Here is a 21,049-nt window from a genome sequence, read left to right as displayed (position 1 = left end):
AAGGCGTCTTCAGATGTCTCTGCCGCTCACCGGCATCCGCGTCCTGGACCTGTCGAACGTGTTGGCCGGTCCGTTCTGCGGTTATCATCTCGCGCGTCTTGGCGCGGAGGTCATCAAAGTCGAAAATCCGAACGGCGGCGACCTCGCGCGGCGCCTCGGCGCCGATCCGCAAAGGGCAGAGCGCTTGCAGGGCCTCTCTTTTGTCGCGGTGAACGCCGGCAAGCAATCCGTGGCGCTGGACTTGAAGTCGGAATCGGGCCGCGAGGTATTCTTGCGACTCGTCAAGGAAGCCGATGTGGTGCTCGAAAGCTTCCGGCCGAAGGTGATGGAACGGCTTAGCCTAGGCTTTAATGTGCTCAGCAGGCACAACCCGCGTCTCGTCTACTGCGCGATCTCCGGCTTTGGGCAGAGCGGGCCATGGTCCGCCCGTCCGGCCTATGACCAGATCGTTCAGGGTCTGTCTGGTGCCATGAGCGTCACTGGCGATACGGCCTCGGCTCCCCTGCGCACCGGCTTTCCAATCTCGGACACGATTGCGGGACTCACTGCTGCCTTTGCCATCGCCGCGGCTCTGGTCGAACAGCGGCATAGCGGCCGCGGTCGGTTCATTGACGTGTCCCTGCTCGAAGCCACCGTTGCAGCGATGGGATGGGTCGTCTCCAACCACCTGAACGCTGGTGTGGAACCGCAGCCCATCGGCAACGAGAACTTCACCGCGGCTCCCTCCGGCACGTTCCGCACCGCAACAGGCCCGCTGAACATTTCCGCCAACGAGCAGAAGCAGTACCAAGCCCTATGCGACCTGATTGGCCGACCGAACCTGAAGACGGATCCACGCTTTGCTGAGCGCGAGATGCGCAAGGTCCATCGCGCAGCGCTGAACACGGAGTTGAACCAGGCGTTGAGTTGCAAGCCCGCTGAAGAATGGGAGGCCCAAATGAATCTGGCTGGAGTCCCCGCAGGCTGCGTGCTGACGGTCTCCCAAATCTTGCAGCAGCCACAGCTCCTCGAGCGCGGATTCGTCGAGACTTTGGCCCCAGAACAAGATGGTGCGCAGCCGTTACGAATCATGCGGCCGGGCTTCCGGCTGGATGAGGAGTTTTCGGTGCCTTCGCCACCTGCGACGCTCGGCGCAGACACCGAGCGATGGCTGCAGCGGCTCGGCTATTCGTATGCGGAGGTCGAGCAGCTGGTCTCAACCCGGGCCGTCGGGACGCCAAAGCAACGGGCGGCTGATTTCCTGCCCGTCCGCGTAGCCGCGGACGGACCAATATCATGATATTCGACGGCTTGCGCCGATCGGCAATGGCAGGGTTGAAGGGGCGGAACCACAAATGAGCGAAGAAGAATTGCGGCAGCAAGCGGCCCGTTGGTGGCGAACCTCCATCTGCGACATCGCGCCCGGTCGCATCGCCTATCGGGGTTATCCAATCGAAGATTTGATCGGCCGGATTTCCTTTCCCGCCATGATCTGGCTGATGTTGAGCGGCGATCTGCCGACGCCAGCGCAGGAGCGGCTGCTGCAAGCTGCGCTGGTCGCGTCCGTTGACCACGGTCCGCACGCGCCCTCCATCGCAATTGCGCAGATGGCGGTGAGCTGTGGGCTGCCCCTGAATGGTGCGATGGCGTCCGCCATCAATACACTCGATGAGGTGCACGGCGGAGCAGGGGAGCAGGCGGTCGAACTCTACGAAGATGTGCTGCGGAGGCGCGATGGCCTAGAGATCGGCGAGGCCGCGGCCGCCGCAATTGACCATTTCACTGCAAGGTGCGGCAAATATCTGCCCGGCTTCGGCCACCGGTTTCATTCGGTCGACCCCCGCGCCGCACCGCTATTGGCGCTGGTGGATGACGCAAGTGCTGAGGGCAGTGTCAGCGGCGACTATGCCAAGGCCGCCCGCGCGATCGAGCGGGTGATGCAGCAGCGCAAGGGCAAACTCATCCCAATGAACATTGATGGCGCGACCGCGGTCATTTACGGCGAGCTCGGATTCGCGCCACCGCTGGCGCGCGGCGTCTTCTGCCTGTCGCGAGCGGTCGGAATCCTGGCCCACGCCTGGGAACAGACCAGGCGCAAGGATCGTAACAAGGGACCGATGCCCAAGCAGTTTGGCTACAAATATGAGGGACAGCCGCGCCGCACGCTGGGAGGCCCGTCATGATGTATCTCGACAAGCCGCCTCAGCTGGCTGAGACCCGCGTGTTCTCGTCGATGCCGCGGAATTTCGTCGCCGTGGTGTTTCCTCGAAATGGGCCGGATGCCAACCGCGGAGGCCATCGGTGGATTGTTTCATCGAGGGGCCGTCGTTCGACAAGTCCGGGGATCTCTACGTCGTCGATATCCCCTTCGGCCGCATTTTCCAGATTTCGCGCGACGGGATCTGGTCTCTGATAATCGAATATGACGGCTGGCCGATTGGTCTGAAGATCGCACCTGATGGCCGGGGGCTGGTGGCCGACTACATGAACGGCCTCATGGAGCTCGATCCGCAGCGGGATACTATCAGCCCGCTTCTGGGGCAACCGCAATTGCGAGTCCTTCAGAGGCTGCAACGACCTGCATACCGCGACTAACGGCGACATCTATTTCACCGATCAGGGGCGAACTGGAGTGCACGATCCGACCGGCTGGGTGTCCGACTGTGTCCTGCCGGCCTGCTCGATTGCCTGATTTCGAACTGGCCAAGCCCGAGCGGGCTGGTGCTCAGCGCCGACGAGGCCTTGTTGTTCGTTGCAATGACGCGCGACAACAGCAGCTGGCGCGTGCCGCTGATGCGTGACGGCGGGGCTGCGAAGGTGGGACGGTTCAGCTTGTCCTTCGGGACCAGCGGTCCTGACGGGCTGACGATGGATCAAAACGGGCGGCTCTTTGTCGCGCTCGCCTCCCTCGGCCACGTCTTCGTCATGGCGCCGAACGGCGAAACGATCGCCCGCATCAAGTCCTGCGCTGGGGCGACCTGCACGAACCTCGTATTGGAGGCGGCAAACGGCACATTGCTCATTACGGAATCCTCTACCGAATCAGTGTTGATGGCTGATTTCGTCACCTTCCTTGAACATTCGCCAGCAGGAGCGACAGCGTGGTACCGAATCCCTTTACGCGACGGTCCACCGAATCAAGTTGCAGGAAGAAGCCCCATAGATGATTGGCTTGCCAGTTGCCGAGGCATTGGACTTGGCGACGAATGGATCGCATTTGTGTGCGGTGATCCCAAACTGGCGGCATTGTGTGGGAAGCACGAAAGAACGACTCGGCTATCGTTTGTAAGGCTGGGTCGGGCTTCGCCCGCAACGGGCCGCCGCCGACCTGGCTCCGCGCCTTCTAGCCGGGCAGGTTTCCGCTCGCGGTCCACGAGCCTTGAGAAGACCATCGTATCGCTCCGCACCATGAAGAACGATTTGATGGTTGATACCCGCCAAAAAAGTCGAAGAGGTAACCCGCTCGCAGTGGGAGTAAGCACCGCATCAGCGCCGAGGTTCTCGATTGTCCTCGGCCGCGACGCACGCGTTGGAGCGTTCGTTTTGAGAAGCAACAAGCAGCAGGATTTTCTGCCTTGAAAGTCTTTAGTGACAGGACCAGGAGCGCTTTTAAGTGTGGAGCAGAGGTCGCAGTACTGTCATAGCCTCTTGCGCGCGCGCAATCCTCCAACCCGATATCCCCTCTCCTCGTAGAAACGGCGTACCCGTTCTAAGGCCGGATAGCCATCAGGGGGCAACGCAACCTCAATCATCTGCCAGCCTCGGCGCTTCGCCTCCGAACGTACCGCCTCGAGCAGATGCCCACCGCGGTCAGAGCTTCGGAAGTCCCGAGAAATCCATAGCTCCTGAAGCACGCCGTACGCTCCAGCTGCTCTCACGGCCAGTACGGCGGAGATGGCAGCGATCCCTACAATCTGCCCGGTGGCTTGTTCCTCGATGACAAAAATAAAGCCCTCTTCGGGATCCTGAATCAGGCGCAAAGCAGTCTGCTTTGCGCCTTCAAGGCTGAACTCTGGTCCGGGACCACCTAATTCAGAAAGTAGCTTTCCGACGGCTTCTACGATCGCGTTCTCATCTCTTGGCACGCCTTTGCGCAAAGCCGTGCCCCCGTGGGGCAAGCCTTGCGCTTCAGCGCCAACACGAACACCCGTCACGTTAGTCCCTCCAGTCCCTCTTGAGGATATCCATGTTCAGAAGGATACAGAGAACGCAACTGAGAGAAACTATCAAGCTCGATAGGGAATAGGACGTCCGCACTCGCTATAACCAACAGAGGTGAGGTAAGTGCAAGCTGTTGCCGTTCTCAGAATCGACCGCGGCTTGACCCGCTGCGAACTCAGTTGGATCTCCTTCGACTAGATAGGGAATCCACGAGACGGCACATTCGCGCGTGGGCAGGCCGGCCATGGCGATCAAACATTTCGTAGGAGAGATTGCTGATCATCACTCACGAGAGTCGATTCAGTACATCTTGCAGCATGATCATTGCCGTGGCATAGGGCGCATCAGCTCGGCGCGTCCGAAGGTGAGATTCCCCACACTCGTGTGCGTCACTCGTACAAAGTTGCGCGAGCCGGGACAGGTATCATACGCGTGCGCCCGACAAAATCGTCTGAACAACATCGCGAAAAGATTTTGCACGCTAATGCACTATCTTAAGCTTACCTCGAAGAATCGAAAGATAATGGCAAGCACTGCTTGTTTGGACCTTCGCTCCTCGTTTAAGGGACCTTCACGGAAGGGGAGTGGTTGCGATGGAGCATGGGCAGGCCGAACTGGTCGGAGGGAAACCTGTAATCTTCGGCCAGCGTAAGGTGCGGCCGCGAGCGTGCGTGGCCGTGGGCAAGCGGCATCTGCGCGCCTTTCTACGCGATGTGCTAGAGGATATGGGGTTTGTGATCAGCGAATGCGGGACTGCTGACGAGCTGCCGCGCGTACTCTGCACGGACTTCCCTGATCTGATCCTGCTCGGCATTGGCTCGGATCGCATCGAGCCTGGACGATTGCTCGAGATACTCGTACGCGAAGAATTTGCAGGCAGAGTGCTGGCGTTCGGCGCCCGCGAGTCGATCGTCATGACGGCAGTGCAGCAGGTCGGGGGCGAATATGGACTTGATATGCTGCCGCCGCTGAGGACGCCGTTTGCAGCCGAGACGCTGCGCGATCGGGTCGCCATGCTCTTGCCCAGAGAGCCGGCGCCCCGTCCCGCAGTCCATGTCGGAGAAGCCTTACACGCTGGCTGGCTTGAGCTCTGGTATGAGCCGAACTTTGACCCGTGTACCCTCAGCCGCCGCGGCGCCGAGGCGCTTGTGCGAATGCGGCATCCGACCTGGGGCGTTGTTCCACCAGCGTATTTCATCCCGGAGGCTCACGATCCGCATTTTAGGGACTTGTCGCAGTTCGTGATCGACCGCGCGATCAAGGATTGGAAGTATCTTCTGGAGCAGCAAACTTCGACCGATCTCTCCATCAATCTCCCGGCAGCATTCCTGATTGACCCGCAGGCGGTACGCGATCTCTGTCAGCGCATGCCGTCGCACCCCGCTTTCGGCGGCTTGACGATCGAAATCGAGAGCGAGGAAGCGATCCAGAACCTAGATCTCCTGATCGAGGTCGCGCGTGAGGTTCGCTTTCACAACATTGGCCTTGCAATCGACAATATCGGCGCCAATTGGCCGCAGCTGATGGGGCTCGAAAAATTCCCGTTCATGAAATTAAAAGTGGACCGGCAGTACGTCGCCGGTTGCGGAAATGGGCCCCTGAAGCGAACGGTGTGCCGCCATATCGTCGATCTAGCCAAAGAGTACAGTGTGCGCACCGTCGCCGCAGGCGTGGAGAGCCACGCCGACCTGATCGCTGTGACCGAACTCGGCTTCGACCTTGCGCAGGGCCATCTGTTCGGAAAGGCCATGCCGCTGAAGCAATTTGCACACTCATCTTTCAGCCCTGTTCCACTTCGTCCAAAATAGTTGTATGAGGAGTGACTGAGCACAGCCAGGCAAAGCGTACCAGCGCTGGCCCGCGCGGCATGCCTACTCGGCACCAGGCATGCGGCTGACTGCAATTTAATCGGTCACTTTGCAAACCCAGTATCGCTCCTCCCGGCCGAACTTCATTTCCCTCCGAAGCGATGCCGAAGGTTATTGTAGCACAAAGCCCTTTTGGCAAGGCTCCAGCGAGTCAATCCGCGGAGTTAACGTTGCAGGCGTGAGCGCGGCTTGGACAAAATCTCCGGTCAGGGCGTGTGACCGGAGGTTTGCCGACATCCGGCGTAGACGTGCGTCGGCTCGCGGCTTTTACTCGCGCTGCCGGTTTCGGGAATCGTCGAGCGTCGCTTGGCCCCGCGCTGCCATGCCAGACAAACCGACGGAAACTCGCTGCAGTCGAGTCGCGACTGGCTATCGGAGTAGGGGCCCGAGGGCTCGCACGGCTTGATATTGAAGCGGCCCATGCTGTCGCAGATGCAACATGGTCTCAGACCCCGCACAGCACCATTGGGCAAATTGCCCATCATTGAGCGCGCCTGTCCTTGGCACGGCATTTGAAAGGGATCGCCAATGGCATCGCTCGCCTAAGGAGTCGGAAGGCATGGCTTACAAGATCGTCGCTTCGCAATGTACCGTTTGTGGGGCATGTGAGTTCGAGTGTCCCAACGCGGCGATCAGCCTCAAGCGCGACATTTACGTTATCGATGCAAAAAAGTGTACGGAGTGCGAGGGCCATTCCGACACGCCGCAATGCGCTGTGGTCTGTCCGGTGCCTGACACCTGTGTCCCGTCTAAGACAACATAACCAGCCCGCGTCCAGAAGGCTTCACCGCTCGATTTCGCGAACGAAGGACTAGATGTCGAGCTTGTGGAGGCCGCCGTCCGCGTGCGGCGTATCGAGGTCGATCAACATCGTTATGAGCTTAAGGCGCTGATCGACTCCGAGAAACGCTCGAAGGGCTCGGTCAGAGGAGACCGTCAAATTTGTTTCGAATAATGACAAGGCCGCCTCGATGCTCCAGGTCGTCGCGTTGAGGCTTATCGTCGTTGGCTGACGAGCCGAGGCGAGGTGGACGGGCGTCGAATATCCCAAGATCAGCTTGCAGGATATCTAAAGCTAGGTCACTTCGAAGCCGAAGAGACGGTCTCCACGCGCGACGAGATCGGTCCGGAGATCCTGAAGACGTACGAGAAGCTCGGCATCCGCTTGCCCACGGTCACCATGCACGAGTGCATGGAGCTAGGGTCGTAACAGGATCCCCGCCGCCCGCGCTCTCGCTGCTTACTCCAGTTTCGCAAGTTAGCGCGCATCCTGACGTCCGGAACTGTTCCTGCGATGCCGCGCAGGCCAACGTCCAGGCTGCACTACTCGCCAGCGGCGACGGAAACAACGAATGCGCGGCCAAAGTCGCTCAGCACGTAAATGCTTGGCACACCGAAGGAGATCATCTTGACCAACGCCACGGAGCGATCGAGCTCACGGCTCGTCGCGGGGTCCGCCGAACACAGGCAGTCCGGGCAGTCCGGCCTGATCATCCGTTTGATCCTGGAGCAACCCGGCCTTGACAATTCCTAAGAAGCCTCATGGCGCTGTGATCAAGCGGATGCCGGCCGAGGATGATCGCAAACGTCCTCGCGGGCGAGTTCGAGAAGCTGCTGACGGAAAAGACCGGATTGTCGCGATCACGCAGATGTCGAAGCGCCCACCGCGTTCGTTCTGCTCGCGTTGGCTCATCCGAGTACGCCAAGCGGGTGTTGACGGACGCATTCACAAGCGGAGGCTCCACAGATCTAGGCGTTTTTACCAGGCCGGGAGTAAGACCGTTGTGCCCTAGCTGGTACAGCTCGCAATCGCTTGGGCAATATCGCGGCGACACTTAGTAGGTTGACGGATCGATCCTCGTGCGCCTAATGCCAGTCGTCGTGGTCTTCGGATTCGTTTGATCCGGAGCTAAGAGGGAAGCCGGTGCAATGCCGGCGCTGCCCCCGCAACTGTAAGCGGCGAGCCGCTGTCCAACGAAGTCACTGAAGCCATGCGGCTTCGGGAAGGCCGGACAGCAGCGACGACCCGCGAGCCAGGAGACCTGCCTCGACAATATATCGTCCACGGGCGGGGTGTCCCGGTGTGCGCCAAGCAGCTGTCGCTCACGCGATATTCGCTGCATGCGTCCGCCATGGCCTTTGCCCCAATCATGGGGTCTGAGCTATGTCTTTTCTTTCGCTTCCCGTTGCCACACTGGGGACGTCACGCATCGGCCCACGACGCGAACTCAAAGTCGCGCTCGAGAGCTACTGGGCGGGAAACTCCAGCGAAGCCGAGCTCCTCGAGGCGGGGAGTGGACTTCGTGCCGCTAATTGGGCACGGCAGAAATCCCGCGGTGCGACCGTCATTCCTTCGAATGACTTCTCGTTTTACGACCATGTGCTCGATACCAGCCTAATGGTCGGCGCCATTCCCGACGTCTATGGCTGGACCGAAGGTCCTGTGTCGCTCAAGACCTACTTCACCATGGCGCGTGGCGCTCAGGACAGTGGTCACGCTCAGCACGGGCCTGGCGTAGCCGCACAGGAAATGACGAAGTGGTTCGATACCAACTACCACTACATGGTGCCGGAATTTCACCGGGATCAGATCTTTAAGTATTCCTCTCGAAAGCCGATCGAGGAATATGAGGAGGCAAAAAGCCTCGGCTACCAAACGCGCCCCGTCCTAGTTGGCCCAGTCACTTTCCTGAAGCTCGGCAAAAGCGCAAATCCCGCATTCAATCCGCTGTCGCTGCTCGATCGGCTCCTCCCAGTCTATGTCGATGTTCTCCGCGAACTATCCTCGCGCGGTGCTGAATGGGTTCAGCTGGACGAGCCATGCCTGGTGATGGACGTCGACGAAGCATCGCGGGCGGCTGTCCGCCGGGCCTATGCTCATTTCGCAAAGGTTGTGCCGGCCCTTAAAATAATGCTGGCCACATATTTCGGGGCTATCGGCGACAATCTTGAAACAACCTTGGCCTTGCCCGTTGCCGGGCTTCATGTGGATCTGGTTCGGGCACCTGACCAGTTGGACGCAATTGTCGCCACAACCCGTAGAGATCTCGTGGTCTCACTAGGCGTCGTTGATGGTCGGAACGTGTGGCGCTCCAATCTTCCGGCGCTGCTCGACCAACTTGCTCCTATGGTCCAAAAATTGGGCAGGCACCGTGTTCAGATTGCTCCTTCCTGCTCGCTGCTTCATGTTCCGATCGACATTGAGCTAGAGACCGATCTCGATCCCAATCTGAAGACATGGCTGGCGTTCTCAGTTCAGAAGATCAAGGAACTTTCGATATTGGGCAAAGCGCTGGCCGGCCATGCTGCCGAGGTGGCCGATGAACTTGCGCTTTCGGAGGGGGCAGCCGTCACCCGCGAAACATCGCCCGAGATCCACAATGCGAATGTCGCCGGACGAATCGCCGCGATCGACGATAGCATGCTTCGCCGTCGCAGTGCGTTCACCCAGCGTGCCGACGTCCAGCGCGTCGCGTTCGCATTGCCGATGTTTCCAACGACAACCATCGGATCCTTCCCGCAAACGGCCGATGTCCGGAATGCGCGCGCGGCTCATGCGCGGGGAACGTTGAATGACACGCAGTACGAGCAGCTTCTGAAAGCGGAGACAGCCCGTACCGTGAAGTGGCAGGAAGATATCGGCCTGGACGTGCTCGTACACGGTGAGTTCGAGCGCAATGACATGGTTCAATACTTTGCCGAGCAGCTGTTGGGCTTCGCTTTCACCAAGCATGGCTGGGTTCAGTCTTATGGCTCGCGGTACGTTCGTCCGCCTATCCTGTTCGGAGATGTCTCCCGGCCGAAGCCCATGACCGTCGAATGGTGGCGCTATGCGCAGTCTCTGACCAAAAAACCCGTCAAGGCTATGCTGACCGGACCGGTGACGATCCTGAACTGGTCGTTTGTCCGTGACGACATCTCGCGGCGCGAGACATGCCGACAGATCGCTCTCGCGATCCGAGATGAGGTCATCGACCTTGAGGCGGCTGGAGCGACCATGATCCAGATCGACGAGGCTGCGTTGCGGGAGGGATTGCCGCTACGCAAATCGCAGTGGAAGAACTATCTCGATTGGGCGGTGGACAGCTTCCGCCTTTGCTCCTCCCCGGTCGCCGACGGAACTCAGATCCATACTCACATGTGTTATTCCGAGTTCAACGAAATCATCGATGCGATCGCAGCAATGGATGCCGACGTCATTTCAATCGAGACGTCGCGTTCTAAGATGGAATTGCTCGAGGCCTTCAAGAGCTACAAATATCCCAATGAGATCGGGCCCGGCGTCTATGACATTCATTCACCGCGCATTCCCGCAGCGGCGGAAATCAAGCAGCTTATTGTGTTGGCGCGGCAGCGAGTTTCCGATCGGCAGCTCTGGATCAATCCCGACTGCGGACTGAAAACGCGAAGGTGGGAGGAGGTGCGTCCCGCGCTCGTCAATATGGTGGCCGCCGCACGCGAGTTGCGGGCCGAGCCATGATGGGCCGGAGCGTTTCGCCAACGCGTTTGTGAACAAGATGCACGCGCTTTGGGGGCTTACGATGTCCTTGGGAGCTTTCAAAGTTCCCAGCGCCGCGGAATGCGGGCGGGCGTCGGCGGAGGCGGTCGCATACAGCCGGCGACAAGCTCGATTCTCGACCCGACGGCCGACAGCATGCCGGCGAGGTCCGATCAGGTCCTATTGCGACGTCATTAACGCTCGACGCGAAGCACAGCCCGACTTTTTCATTTATCCATCGCGTGGATGCGTCTCATCACAACAATCTATTTTACGGTCCTTACGGAACGTCATACGAAATTCAGGCCCTGGCACGCTCTTCGGGAGAGGTAATCGAGCGTTGTTGGTTTTTGGGGACGTACCAAATGCTGCTGTGCGACGGCAAACTGCCGCTTGTGTTTCAGGGCACGGCAGCCAAACCGGCGCAGGATCCCATCTCGGTCAAGGCACTGCCGTCCCAACCGGACAGCGGGCGAGTGGTGGAAAAGTCGTGAAGTTTCCGACAGGAGCGGAAGGCAAACGGCTCCAGATTTCGCGCGGAGTGATATCCGTTTCTCCTTGTTTGACGGCGAATGCCCTCGCCGAAGATCGATCGGCGGTAAGTCCTCCCTGCCGACGAAAGCTGGTGCGATGCGTAAAGCAGCGTCGTTCCTGCGTGACTTTCGCCTGGCCTCCGGAGGAGGCCGGGCTTTTTTTGGTGCGCCAGGCATGGCGCGGACCGCCGTGACTGGCGCGATTCGACCGGAGTGGTGTCCGGTCGATGACTTGGAGGTCAGAGTCCTTTCCTGGGCACCATCAACTTCTTGATGTGCAGCAATTCGAGAAGTTATGCTCTTTCAGAGTGTTGCGCTGGCCCCGACTGTGTAACAATGGGGTGTAACATTGCTGTTCAGGGTTGTTCGGCCGATGCGCCGGGACGGGTCTTGCTTTCCTTCATTCGTGCGGCGCATTCCAGCGGACGTCCGCGCCAAGGCTGCGGGCATCGAGCTGGCTATTCCGCTCGGTGATGATTTCGTTTTTGTGACGCCTAGCGAGAGCGCTCAGGCCGTTCGATTTTCCCTCCGCACCCACAGAGCCCAGCGAAGCGAAGTCGCGCATGGAGTCGCCGCGGCCTATCTAGAGGGTGTTTGGCAGGCCGTCCGCAATGACGCTCCCGTGCATCCGACCCACCGCCAGGCAACGGCCTTGGCAGGCGAACTCCATCGCGTCTGGACGGACAGCGAGAGCCGCGCCCGGAGTGTCGCCATAGTTCATGCGCCGGGTGTCGGCTGGCTGGACGCCGGACACTGAGAGTCACGAGGAGCAGGAAGCTCACTGGGCGGCCGTAACGGAGATGTGGGAGAGGGTCGGCCAAAAAAATAGAGAAGCTGCTCGGGCCCATCGTGGACCGCGTCTTACTGACCAAGGGCATCCGCGGCGTGGACAGCGAATCGCGCGCTCTCTTGATGACCGGCTTTGGATGGCGCTGAGGGACGCGTTCGCAAGCCGGCACCGCAACGCTGGCCACGGCTATTCGTCCGACCCCAAGGCGGGCCTCTGGCGCCCGTGGAAGCGACCATGGACACCTGCCAAGCGCTTGATGCAACGTGGGCTCGATCCGGAGCGGGCATGGCAGTCGGCCTTCAACGGCCGTGGCCTGGTGGAATGCCGGGGCCAGCCACATGAACGACGCTTATCGCGCCGCCTTTTTCGTGCACCTCGGTCTGCCGTTCCTCATTGGACTGCACCGCCATCTCAATCGGGCTTGACTAACCGCGGTTTACGGGTCCGTACGTAGGGTGGTGTGGGAGGGGGAAGCCGCGAGGCTTCCTCCTACCCGATCGCTTGGTTATGAGTGACAGCACGGGATCATTCATTTTAACGTCATTGCGGGACGCCGGGTTCTTGCGTCGCATCTGTTATCATTCGGCAAGATATGAGGCCGGTGCTGTTAATCCTATCTGTCTATTGAAGGCTTTGGCGTCGTGTTCGTCCGGGTGGGTAGTATCGGATACTCGATCTTAGGTAGCCGCCCGGTAAGCGAATTCAGGAACGCGACAATGTCGTTTTCTTCCCCATCGCTAAGCTTGGCGCCGAGCTGGATTTCACTCATCAAGGCAACAGCTTGCTTCAGGCTCCAAACCTGGCCCGAATGGAAGTAAGGGGCTCGCAAAGCAACGTTCCGCAACGGCGCAGCGCGGAAGACATATTCGTCGCCGACCGCCTTGGTGACCGCGAATCGGCCCTTATCGGCTTGCGGAAGCAGGGTTGCGTCCGGCTTCTTCATCACGCCGAACTGGAAGTAGGCCTGTCCACCGACATTGATTCCATTGTGGCAAGAGGAGCATCCCTTCTCCATAAACAGCGCCAACCCTGACTTCTGCTGATCATCGAGAGCATGTGTATTGCCCTCCAAATACTGATCGAACGGGGCCGCAGGTGTGATGAGAGTGGCTTCAAAAGCCTCGATTGCCTTCGCAAAGTTTTCAAAGCTGACCGGTCTCGCCTCGTTCGGGAAAGCATTTTTGAACAAGACGACATAACTGGCCATTGAGTTCAAGGTGTCGAGCACATGATCCGGAGTCGCATTCATTTCGGCACTCGCCTGCACAGGGCCAGTTGCTTGCGCCTTGAGGTCCGCGGCGCGTCCGTCCCAGAATTGCGCCGAATTGAACACCGCGTTGTAGACGGTTGGGGCCCGACGTAGGCCGACCTTCCAGCCGTGACCGACTGAGGTCGGACCGGCATCGACTCCGCCGCTGCCGAGATTGTGGCACGTATTGCAGCTAATGATCTCGCTTGCCGATAGCCGCGGATCGAAGAACAGAATTTTGCCAAGCTCGACCTTTTCATGCGTGACTGGATTGTCCTTTACCGCAGGAATGATTGAGGGGATCGGATGGAAGATCTGCCTGGCGGTTCTCATCAGATCATCGTCCGCGCTAACTCCTGACGACATCAACAGGCCAATCGCCAAAACAGATGCTTCAGCCACAAGCCGAAGCTCCCGGATCGATTTGTTCATACACCCGCCTCATCAGTTCTGATTGATACGAAGGAAACAGTCGAAAGCGATGCCACACTCTGTTCCCTCAACGGGCCGGCGCAGCATGCACCGGATCCTGTGAAGCGAGGCTGCATCAAATGTTCGATTTCGAGGTGCTCGCTGCCGGCGTTCGCCCAAGAGGCTTTAAGCCGTTATTTGATTCGCGAATTCGCTTTGAGCTTAGATCACGACCTTGGTAGATCAGACTAGCGCCGCAACCTTCGGAATGATGGCCGATCTGACAACAATAAGCGTGCCGAAAAAGGATAATCTGTCCGGTGGCCGCATCGGTTCTCCATTGAGCGATTGGGTGGCCAATACGCTCCAGCGAAGTCTATCCGTGTTGCACCGCTGGTCGCGCTCAGCGCTCACGGTGTCGCTGGACAATAGCAACCCCCATGCCAGTCTTGCATCTGACATGCAAGCTGCTGATTTAGGTACAAAACGAGTCCGGGCTGCCGAACAACGTCGGATGTCTTGCTTTGATGAATACATACAGTGTCACAGATGCGACAAGCGCCAGTCCCGGCTAGACATCATCGCTCAGGAAGTTTTGTGATGAGATCCGATTGCCAGGCTTGCCGGCCACACGTGGCACGGCGGTACAAAGATCTACGCTGGCCTACGGCGAGACACTGAGCCGAGGCGCCCGGCGGTGCGCATCGCTCACGATTTCGCCTCGCCCTGCCGACTGAAGGCTCGCCGACTCAGTTCGGGTCGGCTCTTTGCGCGCCGCCTCCGAAATCGCGCTCGTTTGTAACAGACGAGCCCCGAAGCCTGAACATGGCTTGCCTTGAATCCCACCTGGGGTTCGCTGGCAGAGCAATTGCCCATCTCAAATCTGTTACCAAGACTAGAGTTTGACGGTACGACCGTCCGATTTACTCGGATATTCCCATTCGACACCAGCTGAAGTGCCGGCCTGACACCTGATCGGGCCGCGTGTGGGTTGGGATAAGATAACCATTTCGACCCACTCACGGCCGAGTGGCAGCTTTTGAAATCCTGCGCGCTGGTCGCAAGAATCGCTGAACTTCTGCAGAAGCAATGGTCACTTCGTGCTCTTGCGTTGAAAGACTTCCGTACAAGAGGACATGTTGGTAGGAGATCTTTACATCATGTCCGCAGATGGCCAGGTCGTGAGATCTCATCCGCGTCTTACTGAGGGAAGGACGTGATTGACCAGTTGTCCATGGCTGGTTCAAGTTAGATATGGCGTCGGTGATGGCTGCGATTGACGATCGATTGAATGAGATCCGCCACGTGCGGAATGACATTTGGCGCTGTCGAAGAAGGCTTAAAAGCGAGCTGAGTGATCTCGAGCGTAAGGTTCTCGAAGATCGCCTGCTTGAGCGGCAATCTGCCTTTGAACGGCTCCTAGCGACCACGTTTCCTTTTACATTGACACTGTCAAGCAAAATTCGGGAGCCGCAGGTCATTGGCGCGCAAAATGGCGTCGGCTCATAGAACGCATGCGCCTGCGTCAGAAACGTAGGCTCCGTCGCCGCGCACCGCCGCGCCATCATGGCCGCCGCCGAGCTGAAATGCGTCGGTCCTCAGCCTTTTCACCGATGTGCTGGCCCGCGGTGAGCGCCGATAATGAAACCGTTCGGGCCCGCCATCCAGGACCACGGCTGGGGGACACCGATTGCGCCGTTTCTGCGAAACCGCGGTCACCATGAGTAGCTTTCATCCGACAGAGCGATCGAAGAAGCTTGAATCGGCCGTAGCGTCAGGTTGTACAGAGCAGGCGAACGATACTCCAGACTAGGTGTAGCCGAATGAGAAGAGCCGCTATCGCTTTTGCATTATGTTCCGCTCTCGAGCTGCTCGGGCTAAGCGCGAGCGCGGTTGCGGACACAAGGCGGTACGCGTGCACGATCACTGCCGCCGATCGAGAGCCGGTCGGAGTTCGGAACGAGCGGGTCATTCTCACGGTTCAATATGGCTGCCGGATCGCGGATGGTCTCTCGCGTGACGCGGGGATTACAGCAGTGTCGGTCAGCGAGTGGGCTGCTGATAAAGGAACGTACCTAGCGTCCCTGGAATTTCACCGCGCGCTGGAGGGAGTTGCAATTGGGCAACTCTCCGAGGCGACCGGCTTCTCTAGCATGGAAGGGGAGCAAGGCATTGCGGTCGCAACTTCCGGCACGACAGTATTCAAGTTCGCATCTGGCTCATTGGCAGCCCTTTCAGGGAAGACCCTTAAATTCACCACCAAACTTACTGGCCTACGTAGCTTCGAATTGGAGTTCATAGATTGGCCAGAATCTCTTTTTTGGAAGTGACTCGTGTCTTACGCTTTATTTCCGCAAGCGCAGAAATATCCAAAGGAGTGAAGAGGGCGACGGACATTCTGCAGCAGATCGCACTGGAGGGGACTCCGCGCGGAGCTCGATCGGATGTTGCCGCTGGTGCTGCGGGTGATCCGTCAAGAGCCTGGGCGCGCATCTTCCACGGCGACACTCATGTGGAAGATAAGGTTCTCAGCGTGTTCGAGCCGCCGGCCCGAGATCATCCGTAAGGACAAGCCGGCAAGCCCAATGAGTTCGGCAAAATGATCAAGCTGCAAGATTGTCGACTAACTCTATGTCCGGCGGCGCAATGGCGATCTGTTGATCACGGCCATCGCACCTACCAGGGGGCGTGCCGCGGCTGGTTGCGACTGACGCCGGATTCTACTCTGCCAGAACGAGGCCGCTGCGTGAGCATTGGGGGGTATGCATCCCCAATCGACCGAGCAAAAGCCCTGAGCGCAAGCGCGAACAGAAGAAGCGCTGGTTCCGCGATGCCAAGAATGGCGCACCCGGAATGCAGCGCTGGCTCGCCCTCGGTGTAATCTCAACCTCCGCAACATCGGCCGGACGATGAGCAGCCGAGCCGCTCCGTAGATCTCGGACCCGTCATGCTCGCTTCAAGCCCCCGCCGTCCAGCCGGCGGGTTTGTTTTGCCCCATGCCGTTGGCCCTAAGGCTGGAAAGCATCAATTTCGCGCCGGGAAGTAGATAAAAGTAGGCTATCCACGGGGCCCTATTTGCCGAACGGAGAATATGCGAAGCTTCATTGACGGAGGATGAACGCTCAACGCGAATTTGAGGGCAGCCCGCGCTGATGGAGCCGCTCTAGTGGTGTCCGTCTGTAGTGGGAGCAGCGCCTCGCGCTCATCATCAGACAGGCCTCGTTGTCGCTGCACTCGGTGCCGCGTGCCGGCGTCGGCTCACCGCGTCACGCTTCCGCAAGCGGTGATAAAAGAAAGTCGACGCGCGCCCGATCGAAGCGCCGAATTGCGTCGCGGCCTGTCTTACCGAGATGCTGAAGCGAGCTGCAACTGGACTGCCGAATGACAAGGACGGGCCATTGTAGAACGCCGACCTCTTTACCCCGAATGACCAAGGGCCACGAGCTTGCGCCTTTAAGGCTATCGCGGGCTGAGAATCGATCAGCCCCAATGCTCTCCACGAGATCGGGTGTCGCCACTTAGAGCGCGTCTCCACGAGATCAACTGGAATGACGAGCGAACCGAAAGATCGCCTGTAAGTGAAACAACGCCGTCTGCTGACAACTGAGTTCTCTTAGTCATCCAGAAGAGGTGCTGCAGCGCTCAATCATCACTTGCTCCGTATCGATCGCAAACACCATGGGCGCATCTACGTGCGCTGAACTCTCTCGAGCCGATCGTGTTTGCGATCGCTCGATGGGGCGCCAAGCAAAGCTGCGCACCGGAGTGACGCCGGCGCGCGAAGACTCTACCTATCTCGCTGGCGGAGAGCGCAAGTGATTGTTTTGTTTCAGACAGAGCGTTAGCGGGTACGCCTGTCGGTGCCACGCAGGGTCGGGTTTATAACATCCGCATCCTGCCAGCTATCTAGTTCTACAGACGTGGGTTTTTGTGTTCAATCAGCGCTGGCACACTCGTTGCAAACCCCTGCGCAACAGGCGGCTGTTAGCCTTTGCATCGACATGCAGAGGGGCAGGCCGCCCCCTGATGGCACGCGAGCGAGTAAAGATGCCGATATGACCAAGGCTGGAGGGCAGGCATGACATCACCGAGACGCGTGTTGGTCAGCCATTCCGTCGACAAATCAACAGCGTCACACATGGCGCTCGCAAGCGCTTAGCCGATGAGCTGCAACATTCTGACCGGCCGCTGCGGCATGATCCAGAACCCCGCGGAGTTGCGTCCGGTAGGACCGGCCAGGGAGATTGCACGCTTTACACCTCAACGCCGGATCGGAAATCCGTCGGTCTACCGGAAAAGCGCCGCTTCTTCATTTGAGACGACAATCGAAAGGAAATTTGTATGAGCCGAGCAACTACCGAAAGCGTCGCAGAGATCAAGGCGCGCAACAAGCAGCTAATTGATGAGGTGTTGAAGGTCTACCCAGAGAAGACTGCCAAAAGGCGCGCCAAGCATCTGAGTGTTCACGAGGCGGGGAAGTCCGATTGTGGCGTCAAATCCAATATCAAGTCCATTCCGGGCGTAATGACCATCCGCGGCTGTGCCTACGCGGGCTCCAAGGGCGTGGTCTGGGGGCCGATCAAGGACATGATCCACATTAGCCACGGTCCGGTCGGCTGTGGTCAGTACTCATGGGGCTCGCGGCGCAACTACTACGTCGGCACGACCGGCATCGACACGTTCGTGACACTGCAGTTCACTTCCGATTTCCAAGAAAAGGATATCGTGTTCGGCGGAGATAAAAAGGTCACCAAACTCATCGACGAGCTGCAGGAGCTGTTTCCTCTCAACAGGGGCATTACCATTCAGTCCGAATGTCCGATTGGTTTGATCGGTGACGATATCGAGGCAGTCTCCAGAGAAAAGTCAAAGGAATATGGCGGCAAAACCATCGTGCCTGTGCGGTGCGAGGGTTTTCGTGGCGTGTCACAATCGCTCGGCCATCACATCGCGAACGACGCCATTCGAGATTGGATCTTCGACAAGAGCGCCCCAGAAGCCAGCTCTAAATTTCAGCCGACCGCCTATGACGTCGCCATCATCGGTGACTACAACATCGGCGGCGACGCCTGGTCGTCACGGATCCTGCTCGAAGAAATGGGCCTGCGCGTCATCGCCCAGTGGTCCGGGGATGGATCTCTCGCTGAATTGGAGGCGACGCCGAAAGCGAAGCTCAACATATTGCATTGCTATCGCTCGATGAATTACATCTCACGGCACATGGAGGAAAAATTTGGGATTCCCTGGTGCGAGTACAACTTCTTCGGGCCTTCCAAAATCGCGGAGTCGCTGCGCAAAATTGCAAGCTTCTTCGATGATAAGATCAAGGAGGGCGCCGAGCGCGTCATCGCGAAATATCAGCCGCTGGTCGATGCGGTGACCGCGAAGTACCGGCCGCGGCTCGATGGCAAGACTGTAATGCTGTTCGTGGGCGGCCTACGTCCTCGCCACGTCATCGGCGCGTATGAGGACCTCGGCATGGATGTTGTCGGCACAGGCTATGAGTTCGGTCACAACGACGACTATCAGCGCACCGCCCAGCACTACGTCAAGGACGGCACGCTGATCTACGATGATGTCACCGGTTACGAATTCGAGCGCTTCGTCGAAAAGATCCGGCCCGACCTCGTCGGCTCCGGTATCAAGGAAAAATACGTCTTCCAAAAGATGGGCGTGCCGTTCCGCCAAATGCATTCCTGGGACTACTCGGGTCCTTACCACGGTTATGACGGCTTCGCGATCTTCGCCCGAGACATGGACATGGCAATCAACTCCCCGATCTGGGGGAAGACCACCGCACCTTGGAAGGACGCTCCGCGGCCGAGCATCATGGCGGCGGAATAGGAAAGCCGACGCTCGGGCCCTTTCTTCCGCAGAGGAGGGAAGGGCAGGAGAACGAACACAAGAACCTGAAGAGTGCCATGATGACACAGAACGCCGAACACATCCTCGACCACTCTGAGCTTTTCCGGGGAGACGAATACCAGCAGATGCTGGCCAATAAGAAGGCGCTATTTGAGAATCCGCACGATCCCGCCGAAGTCGACCGTATCGGAGAATGGTCCAAGACGCCCGAATACCGCGAGAAGAACTTCGCCCGCGAGGCGCTAACCGTCAATCCGGCGAAGGCTTGCCAGCCGCTAGGTGCGGTCTTCGCCGCGCTCGGGTTCGAGCGCACACTGCCGTTCGTCCACGGCTCCCAGGGTTGCGTCGCGTATTATCGCAGCCATTTGTCGCGGCACTTCAAGGAGCCGACTTCGTGCGTCTCCTCGTCCATGACGGAAGACGCGGCTGTGTTCGGGGGGCTCAACAACCTGACCGACGGGCTTGCCAACAGCTACAACATGTACAAGCCGAAGATGATCGCGGTCGCCACGACCTGCATGGCGGAAGTCATTGGCGACGACCTCAACGCCTTCATCAAAACATCAAAGGAAAAAGGTTCAGTCCCCGCGGACTACGACGTACCATTCGCTCACACTCCTGCATTCGTCGGTAGTCACATTACGGGCTACGACAACGCGCTCAAGGGCATCCTCGAGCATTTCTGGGATGGCAAAGCCGGCACGGCGCCTAAACTCCAGCGCAAGGCGAACAACTGGATCAACTTCATCGGTGGCTTCGACGGCTACACTGTCGGAAACATCCGTGAGATAAAGCGCATCTTCGAGCTGATGGGGATCGGCTACACGATCCTCGCGGATAACAGTGATGTGTTCGATACCCCCACCGACGGCGAGTTCCGCATGTATGATGGCGGCACGACACTAAAGGATGCCGCGAACGCAGTCCATGCGAAGGCAACCATTTCCATGCAGCAATATTGTACGGAGAAGACGTTGCCCTTCATCAAGGGGCACGACCAGGAGGTCGTCTCCTTCAATCACCCTCTGGGTGTCAGCGCCACGGACGATTTCCTGATGACGCTGTCGCGTATCACCGACAAGGCTATTCCCAATGCCCTGGAGCGGGAGCGCGGGCGTCTGGTAGACGCAATGGCTGACTCTAGCGCGCATGTTCACGGCAAGAAGTTCGCGATCTACGGCGATCCCGACCTCTGCTATGGCCTTGCCGCATTCTTGCTGGAGCTTGGCGCTGAGCCGACGCACGTGCTCTCGACCAACGGAAGTAAGGGCTGGGAGCAGAAGATGCAGGCGCTGTTCGCGAGCTCGCCGTTCGGTAGAAACTGCCGCGCCTTCCCGGGCAAGGATCTCTGGCACATGCGTTCGCTCCTGTTCACAGAACCAGTCGATTTCCTGATCGGTAACACCTACGGCAAGTATCTCGAGCGTGACACTGGAACGCCGCTAATCCGCATCGGGTTTCCCATCTTCGATCGCCATCATCACCATCGTTATCCAGTGTGGGGCTATCAGGGTAGCATGAATGTGCTGGTCAAGATTCTCGACAAGATCTTTGATGAGATCGATAGAAAAACCAGCTCGGTTGGCAAGACAGACTACAGCTTCGACATCATACGTTGAGGCGAGCGCCCCGCCTCATCGTCCGCAGGAACAGCGGCGCTGTGGCGGGGATCCCGGGTTTTCCGCCGGGCCATCC

The 21,049-nt window shown here is 58.8% G+C and carries 15 protein-coding genes, 1 pseudogene and 1 riboswitch; of the genes and pseudogenes, 12 read left to right on the top strand and 4 right to left on the bottom strand.

What is annotated here, in order from left to right; translation table 11 throughout:
• Window positions 1-13: 13 nt before the first annotated feature.
• The 3 genes and pseudogenes from IVB07_RS33425 to IVB07_RS33415 all read left to right on the top strand — a co-directional run.
• A complete protein-coding gene (locus tag IVB07_RS33425; protein WP_018454575.1) occupies window positions 14-1,279 on the top strand; it encodes a CoA transferase in 1,266 nt (421 codons plus the stop codon).
• Window positions 1,280-1,334: 55 nt separating this feature from the next.
• Complete coding sequence (locus IVB07_RS33420; RefSeq protein WP_247411999.1) at window positions 1,335-2,162, top strand: citryl-CoA lyase; 828 nt, start codon at window positions 1,335-1,337, stop codon at window positions 2,160-2,162.
• Window positions 2,159-3,039: pseudogene (locus IVB07_RS33415) on the top strand (SMP-30/gluconolactonase/LRE family protein); the annotation flags it as partial. The gene IVB07_RS33420 and the pseudogene IVB07_RS33415, both read left to right, overlap by 4 nt.
• Before the next feature lie 578 nt (window positions 3,040-3,617).
• Here the strand turns inward: IVB07_RS33415 and IVB07_RS33410 are convergent.
• Window positions 3,618-4,133 (bottom strand): GNAT family N-acetyltransferase, encoded by a 516-nt coding sequence (locus IVB07_RS33410; RefSeq protein ID WP_247767392.1) that lies wholly within the window; start codon window positions 4,131-4,133, stop codon window positions 3,618-3,620.
• A 600-nt stretch (window positions 4,134-4,733) separates the two neighbouring features.
• Here IVB07_RS33410 and IVB07_RS33405 point away from each other — a divergent pair.
• Window positions 4,734-5,948, top strand: coding sequence for an EAL domain-containing response regulator (locus IVB07_RS33405; RefSeq protein WP_247391032.1), 1,215 nt, complete (start codon window positions 4,734-4,736; stop codon window positions 5,946-5,948).
• Between the two features lie 619 nt (window positions 5,949-6,567).
• Window positions 6,568-6,771 (top strand): 4Fe-4S binding protein, encoded by a 204-nt coding sequence (locus IVB07_RS33400; RefSeq protein ID WP_083926370.1) that lies wholly within the window; start codon window positions 6,568-6,570, stop codon window positions 6,769-6,771.
• 560 nt (window positions 6,772-7,331) lie between these two features.
• On the opposite strand, the gene IVB07_RS33395 is transcribed toward IVB07_RS33400, so the two are convergent.
• Window positions 7,332-7,502, bottom strand: a complete 171-nt coding sequence (locus IVB07_RS33395; protein WP_247412002.1) for a hypothetical protein — start codon at window positions 7,500-7,502, stop codon at window positions 7,332-7,334.
• 371 nt (window positions 7,503-7,873) lie between these two features.
• Window positions 7,874-8,073: riboswitch (cobalamin riboswitch) on the top strand.
• 99 nt (window positions 8,074-8,172) lie between these two features.
• On the opposite strand from IVB07_RS33395, the gene metE reads away from it, so the two are divergent.
• The gene (gene metE, locus IVB07_RS33390; protein ID WP_247412004.1) at window positions 8,173-10,488 is read left to right on the top strand and encodes a 5-methyltetrahydropteroyltriglutamate--homocysteine S-methyltransferase; all 2,316 of its coding nucleotides are present in this window, start codon (window positions 8,173-8,175) and stop codon (window positions 10,486-10,488) included.
• A gap of 383 nt (window positions 10,489-10,871) precedes the next feature.
• A complete protein-coding gene (locus IVB07_RS40535) occupies window positions 10,872-11,000 on the top strand; it encodes a hypothetical protein (protein WP_256464700.1) in 129 nt (42 codons plus the stop codon).
• 439 nt (window positions 11,001-11,439) lie between these two features.
• Here IVB07_RS40535 and IVB07_RS33385 read toward each other — a convergent pair whose 3' ends face one another.
• Both IVB07_RS33385 and IVB07_RS33380 read right to left on the bottom strand, forming a co-directional pair.
• Window positions 11,440-11,604 carry a hypothetical protein gene (locus IVB07_RS33385; protein ID WP_247408877.1) on the bottom strand — a complete coding sequence of 55 codons (165 nt, stop codon included), beginning with the start codon at window positions 11,602-11,604 and terminating at the stop codon, window positions 11,440-11,442.
• An 838-nt stretch (window positions 11,605-12,442) separates the two neighbouring features.
• Window positions 12,443-13,510, bottom strand: coding sequence for a cytochrome-c peroxidase (locus IVB07_RS33380; protein ID WP_276578206.1), 1,068 nt, complete (start codon window positions 13,508-13,510; stop codon window positions 12,443-12,445).
• Window positions 13,511-13,757: 247 nt separating this feature from the next.
• On the opposite strand from IVB07_RS33380, the gene IVB07_RS33375 reads away from it, so the two are divergent.
• The 5 genes from IVB07_RS33375 (at window position 13,758) to nifK (ending at window position 20,973) form a co-directional block, all read left to right on the top strand.
• Window positions 13,758-14,090, top strand: coding sequence for a hypothetical protein (locus tag IVB07_RS33375; protein WP_247359569.1), 333 nt, complete (start codon window positions 13,758-13,760; stop codon window positions 14,088-14,090).
• Window positions 14,091-14,755: 665 nt separating this feature from the next.
• A complete protein-coding gene (locus IVB07_RS33370) occupies window positions 14,756-14,998 on the top strand; it encodes a hypothetical protein (RefSeq protein WP_247767391.1) in 243 nt (80 codons plus the stop codon).
• Between the two features lie 527 nt (window positions 14,999-15,525).
• Window positions 15,526-15,819, top strand: a complete 294-nt coding sequence (locus IVB07_RS33365) for a hypothetical protein (protein ID WP_247299071.1) — start codon at window positions 15,526-15,528, stop codon at window positions 15,817-15,819.
• A gap of 2,011 nt (window positions 15,820-17,830) precedes the next feature.
• A complete protein-coding gene (gene nifD, locus IVB07_RS33360) occupies window positions 17,831-19,333 on the top strand; it encodes a nitrogenase molybdenum-iron protein alpha chain (RefSeq protein WP_247767390.1) in 1,503 nt (500 codons plus the stop codon).
• 80 nt (window positions 19,334-19,413) lie between these two features.
• On the top strand, window positions 19,414-20,973 hold the full coding sequence (gene nifK, locus IVB07_RS33355) for a nitrogenase molybdenum-iron protein subunit beta (protein WP_247767835.1): 1,560 nt from the start codon (window positions 19,414-19,416) through the stop codon (window positions 20,971-20,973).
• Window positions 20,974-21,049 lie beyond the last annotated feature (76 nt).

The sequence above is a fragment of the Bradyrhizobium sp. 172 genome, assembly GCF_023101065.1.
Classification (GTDB): Bacteria; Pseudomonadota; Alphaproteobacteria; order Rhizobiales; family Xanthobacteraceae; genus Bradyrhizobium; species Bradyrhizobium canariense_D.
The sequence above is the reverse complement of the archived record's forward strand: the minus strand, read 5'-3'. Positions and strand labels throughout refer to the sequence as shown.